The organism is Kitasatospora putterlickiae (genome assembly GCF_039527695.1).
GTDB lineage: Bacteria > Actinomycetota > Actinomycetes > Streptomycetales > Streptomycetaceae > Kitasatospora > Kitasatospora putterlickiae.
Genome location: NZ_BAAAKJ010000119.1, coordinates 2,224 through 9,258, shown reverse-complemented (window position 1 = coordinate 9,258; position 7,035 = coordinate 2,224). Strand labels below are relative to the sequence as shown.

At 74.1% G+C, this 7,035-nt stretch carries 6 protein-coding genes; 1 reads left to right on the top strand and 5 read right to left on the bottom strand.

What is annotated here, in order from left to right:
* Window positions 1-45 precede the first annotated feature (45 nt).
* The 4 genes from ABD308_RS12425 to ABD308_RS12410 all read right to left on the bottom strand — a co-directional run bounded on the left by ABD308_RS12425 (window position 46) and on the right by ABD308_RS12410 (window position 3,502).
* Window positions 46-990: an ROK family glucokinase gene (locus ABD308_RS12425; RefSeq protein WP_344332718.1), complete on the bottom strand. Its 945-nt coding sequence runs from the start codon at window positions 988-990 to the stop codon at window positions 46-48.
* A 192-nt stretch (window positions 991-1,182) separates the two neighbouring features.
* Window positions 1,183-1,557 (bottom strand): DUF5304 family protein, encoded by a 375-nt coding sequence (locus ABD308_RS12420; protein ID WP_344332716.1) that lies wholly within the window; start codon window positions 1,555-1,557, stop codon window positions 1,183-1,185.
* A gap of 282 nt (window positions 1,558-1,839) precedes the next feature.
* Window positions 1,840-3,012, bottom strand: coding sequence for an ArsA family ATPase (locus ABD308_RS12415; RefSeq protein WP_344332714.1), 1,173 nt, complete (start codon window positions 3,010-3,012; stop codon window positions 1,840-1,842).
* A 34-nt stretch (window positions 3,013-3,046) separates the two neighbouring features.
* Window positions 3,047-3,502, bottom strand: coding sequence for an SRPBCC family protein (locus tag ABD308_RS12410; RefSeq protein WP_344332712.1), 456 nt, complete (start codon window positions 3,500-3,502; stop codon window positions 3,047-3,049).
* A 328-nt stretch (window positions 3,503-3,830) separates the two neighbouring features.
* Here ABD308_RS12410 and ABD308_RS12405 point away from each other — a divergent pair, with 328 nt between their 5' ends.
* Entirely contained in the window at window positions 3,831-5,624 is a 1,794-nt protein-coding gene (locus ABD308_RS12405; protein ID WP_344332710.1) for an AMP-dependent synthetase/ligase, read from the top strand.
* 76 nt (window positions 5,625-5,700) lie between these two features.
* On the opposite strand, the gene ABD308_RS12400 is transcribed toward ABD308_RS12405, so the two are convergent.
* Window positions 5,701-6,837 (bottom strand): glycosyltransferase family 4 protein, encoded by a 1,137-nt coding sequence (locus ABD308_RS12400; RefSeq protein ID WP_344332709.1) that lies wholly within the window; start codon window positions 6,835-6,837, stop codon window positions 5,701-5,703.
* Window positions 6,838-7,035: the final 198 nt, after the last annotated feature.

The following is a 7,035-nucleotide window of genomic DNA, read 5'->3' as shown; positions in this document are numbered from 1 at the left end:
GGGGGGGGGGCCCGCGGAAGCCGTGCGCGGGTCAGACCGTGCCGGTCAGACCGTACGGGCCAGGTCGGCCGCGCCGGCGATGCCGGCGGCCGAGCCGGTCGAGGCGAGCACCACCTGGGCGCGCGGGCGGTGCACCCCGCCGGTCAGGTAGTGCTCGAACGCCTTGGCGACCGGGTCGAGCAGCAGCCGGCCGGAGTCGGAGACGCCGCCGCCGAGCACGAACACGCCCGGGTCGAAGAGCGCCGCGAGGTCGGCCATCCCCCGGCCCAGCCAGTCGGCCAGCTCCGCGTAGCACTCCAGGGCGAGCGGGTCGCCCTCCTCGGCGGCCTGGGTGATGTGGATGCCGCGGATCGTCTCGGCGACGCCGTCGTTGAGCTCCAGCATCCGCTTGCCGCGCAGCGGGTCGCCGGCGGAGCGCTCGCGGCCGTAGCGGCGCAGCGCCCGGCCGGAGCCGTACTGCTCCCAGCAGCCCTTGCCACCGCAGCCGCAGGGCAGGCCGTCCGGAATCATGTTGAGGTGGCCGATCTCGCCGGCCACGCCGAACCGGCCGCGGTGCAGCCGGCCGTCCAGGACCAGGCCGCCGCCGATGCCGGTGCCGACGGTGATCAGCACCATGTCCTCGTGGCCGGCGCCCGCGCCGAACCGGAACTCGGCCCAGGCGGCGCAGTTGGCGTCGTTCTCGATGACCGCGGGCAGGCCGGTGAGCTCCTCGATCCGGCCGCGCAGGGGCTCGTCCTCCCAGGCGATGTTGGGGGCGAAGATCACCGTCGAACGGTTGCGGTCGACGAAACCGGGGGCGCCGACGCCGGCCGCGGTCACGTCGGGGTACTGCTCCTTGAGTTCGCGCACGGCCTGCGCGATCGCGTCGACCGCCCACTGCGGGTCGGCCGGGGTGGGCACCCTGGTCCGGGCCAGGATCTCGCCGGCCTCGTCGACCACACCTGCCGCGATCTTGGTCCCGCCGACGTCGACGCCGATGGTCAGAGCCATGTGTCCCTCAGCTATTCACTCGTTCCCGCTGGACGGAACGCTACCGCCCAACCATGCCCCCGTACACACCGCCGCCTACATTAACCGAAGACAATCGGACAACAACTAGGCCTAGTCCATTCAAAAGTCGTACATTTTCACCGGTCACATCACAGGTTGAAGCCCGGACGTGACTCCGGGGACATCAGGGGTTCACTGCTTGTCGGACGGTCCTTCAGGCGTGTCGTCCAGGTCCACCCGCTCGGTACGGGTCGGACCGCCGGCCGTCCAGCGGTGCTCGTGGCCGGTCACGGCGGCCCGGTAGGCGGCCAGCAGCTCGGACCCGGCGGCGGCCAGGCCGGTGCCGGCGGCGGCCAGGTGGCCGTACACCTCGGGCTGCTTCTCGCGCAGGCGGTCGGCCAGCCCGGCCAGCGAGATCAGGGTCTCCGCGCTCGCCTCCTGGGCCTTCTCGCCGACGACGGCGGCGAACCGGCGCACCTCGTCCACCAGCGGGCCCAGCTCCGGGCCGAACGGGTGCCTGCTCCCGTCCTGCTCGGCGGTGGGCTCGGTCCGGTCCGTGGTGGTCATCTCGCGCACGCCTCCTCGACAGCGGCGGCCGCACCCGCGGCCATCCGCCAAGACGCTACCGGACCGGCCGTCAGCCCCGGCCCCGCGAGCAGACCCCGGAACCGGCTCAGGCCCGGGTCGAAGCGCCCCGGAGGCGAGCGGGCGAGTAGGAGCGAAGGGCCAAGCCGCCGACGAAGGAGGTGGCGTCGTGCCCGCCGACCGTCGGCGCCGGACAAGAGCGCCCCGGAGGCGAGCGGGTGAATCACAGCCCCGGGTCGGAGCGCCCCGGAGGCGAGCGGGTGACTACCTGGGCCAGAGGCCCGGATCGGGGGCGAAGCGGACCGTGAGGACGCCGTCGTGCAGGCCCGCGCCGGCGACGGTGCAGCGGCGCAGGGCCGAGGGCAGGGTGAGCACCCGCCGGTGGGCGCCGAGGCCGACCACCAGTTCGTCGCCGCGCCGGACGAGGTCGAGGTCGGCGCGATCGGCGCCGGGCAGGGTGAGGTGCCAGACCAGCAGCCCGTCCGAGGCCAGCCGGTCCTCGACGGTCCACGGCCCGGCCGGGCACGGCTCGGGGCCGGGACCGGCGCCGTAGAGGCGGTCGGCGGCGGCCTCCAGGGTGTCCTCGGCGGGCCCGGTGGTGAGCACCGGAAGGTCCTCACAGTCGGCGGTCAGCGCGGCCAGTTCGTCCCGGCGGCTGCGGGCCAGGGCGGCCAGCCAGGGGTCGGGCGAGTCGGCGGCGGCGTCCGGCAGCACGCCGTGCACCACCACGGCGTCCGGCCGGTGGCCGTGCAGGGCGAGTCCGGTGCGGATCCGGCGCAGCTCGTCGAAGGGCCGGGCGTCGGCCGAGGTGACCAGGCGGACGCTGGTGCCCGGCGCCGTGATCGCGGCGCGGGCGGCGGCGAGCGCGCCGACCGCCTTGCCGCGCGCCTCGTACAGCCAGTCGGCGGGCATCGGCACCCCGGCGAGGCCGGCCAGCAGCGGGCGCAGTGCCCGGGCGGCCTGGCGCTGTTCGGGGACCAGCCGGTCCAGGTAACGCTCCAGCTGTTCCGGCAGCGCGAGGGTGGCGATCAGGTCGGCGGGCGGCGGGGCGAGCACCACCAGGACGTCCGCGTCGGCCTCGGGCAGCGCGCGCAGCAGGGCGAGCCGGGCGGTGCCGGGGAGGGCGGTGAGTTCCTCGGGGTCGAGCGGGTCGGCGCCGAGCAGGTCGAGGGCGGGCTTCAGCCGGCCGCCGATCTCGCCGAGGGCGTGCCGGAAGGCGGCCTGCTCGTCGGTCCGGGCGACGGTCAGGCCGGGCGCGAACGGGGCCGGCCCGGACTCCAGGCGGACGCCGAGGGCGGCGTCCAGGGTGCGGTGCGGGTCGTCGGCCGCCAGCAGTACGGTGCGCCGGCCCTGCCGGGCGGCGTGCAGGGCGGTGGCGGCGGCCACCGCGGGCGCCGCGTGGTCGCCGCTGACCAGGATGGTGCGTGTCGCCGTCATGCCGTGCCGCCCCCGTTCGTCCGCGCCGCCGCGCTCAGAGCGCCTTGCCGGCGGCGGTGTCCTCGACGCGCTTCTTCAGGCCGGCCAGGGCCCGGTCGATGATGACCTTCTCGGCCTTGCGCTTGATCATGCCGAGCATCGGGATCTTGACGTCGACGGCCAGCTGGTAGGTGACCTCCGTGCGGTCGGCGCCGAGCGGGGCCAGGGTGTAGGAGCCGTCGAGCGAGCGGAGCATCTGGCTGCGCACCAGGGTCCAGGCGCACTCGCGGTCGCCGTCCCAGGTGTAGGCGAGGACGTGCTCGTCGCGGATGGCGCCGGCGTCGAGCAGCAGCCGGACCTGGGCGGCGCGGCCGTTCGCCGCGGTCTCCAGGACCTCGATCTCCTTGACCTCACCGGTCCAGGCCGGGTAGGCGGCGAAGTCGGCGATCACGGCCATGACCTTCGCCGGGGTCGCGTCGATGGTGATGCTCGACCTGGTGTGCTCCGCCATGGAATGGCCCTCCGCGTCGTCCCTGCTGCTGGTCCGGCCGAGCCCGCTCGACCGGGTGCGCCCGGAGCAGGCTATCGCGCCCGGTGATCCGTCCCCTCCTTCGGTGCGCCCCGGGACGGGCCCGGGCGGCCCGCGCGGGGCCGGTCCGGCGGCTACCGGCCGGTCACCTCCGGGCTGCCGTAGGGTGCCATTCGAACGACCCGGTCCCGACCTGGTCGGACGGGTCAAGGTGTGACACTTCGAACACCGGAGCCGACCCCCCTGGTCGAAGCCGCCTACCGGGCAGTAACGTCCTGCCGTCCCGCAGCGTCGCGAACGAGGAGCAGTCTTGCTCGACTTCAGCCTTCCGGCCCTCTACCAGGTACCGAGCGGCGGTAACCTCTCCGACCTCGTGGTCCAGAACGCCGAGCGGCACCCCGACGTCGCGGTGCTCAGCCGCAAGGTGGACGGCCGGTGGCAGGAGCTGACCGCCGCCCAGTTCCTGGTGGAGGTGCACGCCGCCGCGAAGGGGCTGATCGCCGCGGGCATCGCGCCGGGCGACCGGGTGGGCGTCATGTCCCGCACCCGGTACGAGTGGACGCTGCTGGACTTCGCGATCTGGACGGCCGGCGCGATCACCGTGCCGGTGTACGAGACCTCCTCCGCCGAGCAGGTCGAGTGGATCCTCGGCGACTCGGGCGTGGTGGCCGTGTTCACCGAGACCGACGCGCACAGCACGACGGTCGCCGGCGTCCGCGACCGCCTGCCGGAGCTGAGGCACACCTGGCAGATCGAGGGCACCGCGCTCGCCGCGCTGACCGAGTCGGGCCGCGGGGTCGCCGACGCCACGGTCGCCGAGCGCCGCTCGGTGGCGACCCCGGACTCGATCGCCACCATCGTCTACACCTCGGGCACCACCGGCCGCCCGAAGGGCTGTCAGCTGACGCACGGCAACTTCCTGGCGGAGTGCGGCAACGTGGTGGAGCGCCTGGCCCCGCTGTTCCGCACCGGGGAGAGCTCGGTCCTGCTCTTCCTGCCGCTGGCCCACGTGTTCGCCCGGATCGTCGAGATCGCCCCGGCGATGGCGCCGATCAAGCTCGGCCACGTCTCCGACGTCCGGGACGTCACCGCCGAGCTGGCCACGTTCAAGCCGACCCTGATCCTGGGCGTGCCCCGGGTGTTCGAGAAGGTCTACAACACGGCGCGGGCCAAGGCGCAGGCCGACGGGAAGGGCAAGATCTTCGACAAGGCGGCCGACACCGCGATCGCCTACAGCCGGGCGCTGGACGCGGGCGGCGCCGGGCTGCTGCTCAAGCTGAAGCACGCCGTCTTCGACAAGCTGGTCTACAGCAAGCTGCGGGCCGCGCTCGGCGGCCGGGCCACCCACGCGATCTCCGGCGGCGCACCGCTCGGCGAGCGGCTCGGCCACTTCTACCGGGGCATCGGCTTCACCGTGCTGGAGGGCTACGGCCTGACCGAGACCTGCGCGGCCACCGCCTTCAACCCGTGGGACAAGCCGAAGATCGGCACGGTCGGCCAGCCGGTCCCCGGCGCCTCGGCGCGGATCGCCGAGGACGGCGAGGTCTTCTTCAAGGGCCCGCACGTCTTCACCGGCTACTGGAACAACCCGCGGGCCACCGCCGAGACCCTCAAGGACGGCTGGATCGCCACCGGCGACCTCGGCTCGCTGGACGACGAGGGCTACCTCACCATCACCGGCCGCAAGAAGGAGATCATCGTCACGGCGGGCGGCAAGAACGTCGCCCCGGCGGTGATCGAGGACCGGATCCGGGCGCACGCCCTGGTCGGCGAGGTCATGGTGGTCGGCGACCGCAAGCCCTTCGTGGCCTGCCTGATCACCGTCGACGAGGACTTCTTCCCCAAGTGGAAGGAGCTGAACGGCAAGCCGGCCGGCGCCACGGTGGCCGAACTGCGCGAGGACCGGGACCTGCTGGCCGCCCTGCAGAGCGCGGTGGACGACGGCAACGCGGCCGTCTCGCACGCCGAGGCGGTGAAGAAGTTCCGTCTGCTCGACACCGTCTTCTCCGAGGAGAGCGGTCATCTGACGCCCTCGCTCAAGCTCAAGCGCAACGTCGTGCTGAAGGACTTCGCGGCCGACGTCGAGGCGATCTACCGGAAGTAGGCCCCGCTCCCCCGAGCCGGCCGTGCGGCCCGCACCCACTGAACGATGGGGCGGGCCGCACCGGCGTACCCGTTCGTCAGCCGGCCAGCAGCGAGGTCAGCCGCCCGGCCAGCAGGTCCCAGCGCCAGGAGCGGTCCACCCAGCGCCGCCCGGCCTCGCCCATCCGGCGGCGCAGCTCCTCGTCCTTCAGCAGCCGGACGATCCGCTCGGCCGCCGCGGCGGGCGTGCCGCCCGGCACCACGTAGCCGGTCTCGCCCTCGATCACCGCGTCCGGCGCGCCGCCGGAGTCCCCGGCCACCACCGGAAGCCCGGTCGCCGAGGCCTCCAGGTAGACGATGCCGAGCCCCTCGACGTCCAGTCCGCCGCGCCGGGTGCGGCAGGGCATGGCGAAGACGTCCCCGGCGCCGTAGTGGGCCGGCAGCTCCTCCCAGGGCACCGAGCCGGTGAACCGGACGGCGGAGCGCACGCCCCGGGCGTCCACCAGCTTCTCCAGGTCCGCCCGGTAGGGGCCGCCACCGACGATCAGCAGCACGGCGTCCGGCACGTCGACGAGGATCTGCGGCATGGCCTCGATGAGGGTGTCCTGGCCCTTGCGCGGCACCAGCCGGGAGACGCAGACCACCACCGGGCGGTCGGCCAGCCCGAGCCGCTCGCGCACGGCGGCGCCGCCGGAGTCCGGGTGGAAGCTCCGCTCGTCGACGCCGGGCGGCAGCTGCACCATCCGCGCGGCGGCCTCCGGGCCGACGGCGGAGGCGATCCGGGAGCGGGTGTACTCGCCGAGGTAGGTGAGCACGTCGGTGCCGGTGCCGATCCGGCGCAGCAGTTGGCGGGCCGCCGGCAGCTGGGCCCAGGCGGCCTCGTGGCCGTGGGTCATGCCGAGCAGCCGCCCGGCGCCGGCCCGGCGCAGCGCGGGGGCCATCAGGCCGAGCGGGGCGGCGGCGCCGAACCAGACCGACTCGCAGCCCTCGGCCTTCAGGATCTCGGCGGCCCGCCGGGTGACCCGCGGTGTGGGAACCATCACCTTCGTCCGGTCGCGGATCACCGGGAACGGCTGCTCGGCGTCGAAGCGCGCCACCTCGGTTCCGTCGCGCCAGGTGGAGGCGTACACCACGACGCTCCCTGCGGGCTGACGCACGGCCATGTTGTGGACGAAGGCCTGAATGCCTCCCGGCCTCGGCGGGAAGTCGTTGGTCACGATCAAGGTCTTGTGCATCAGGCCACGGCTCGCTCGGTCGGGGGGTGCTCGGTGTACCGCTGGGTGATCCGTACGATAGGTCAACACCACGACCCGCCGGGAACGGATCCGCGTACGGCAACCGTTCCACCCCAGGGTCTGTCCTAGTACCCGGGTGGTCGGCGCGGTCGGTGAGGCCCCGTGACGGCGGCCGACCCCGATCCGCCCGGACCGCCC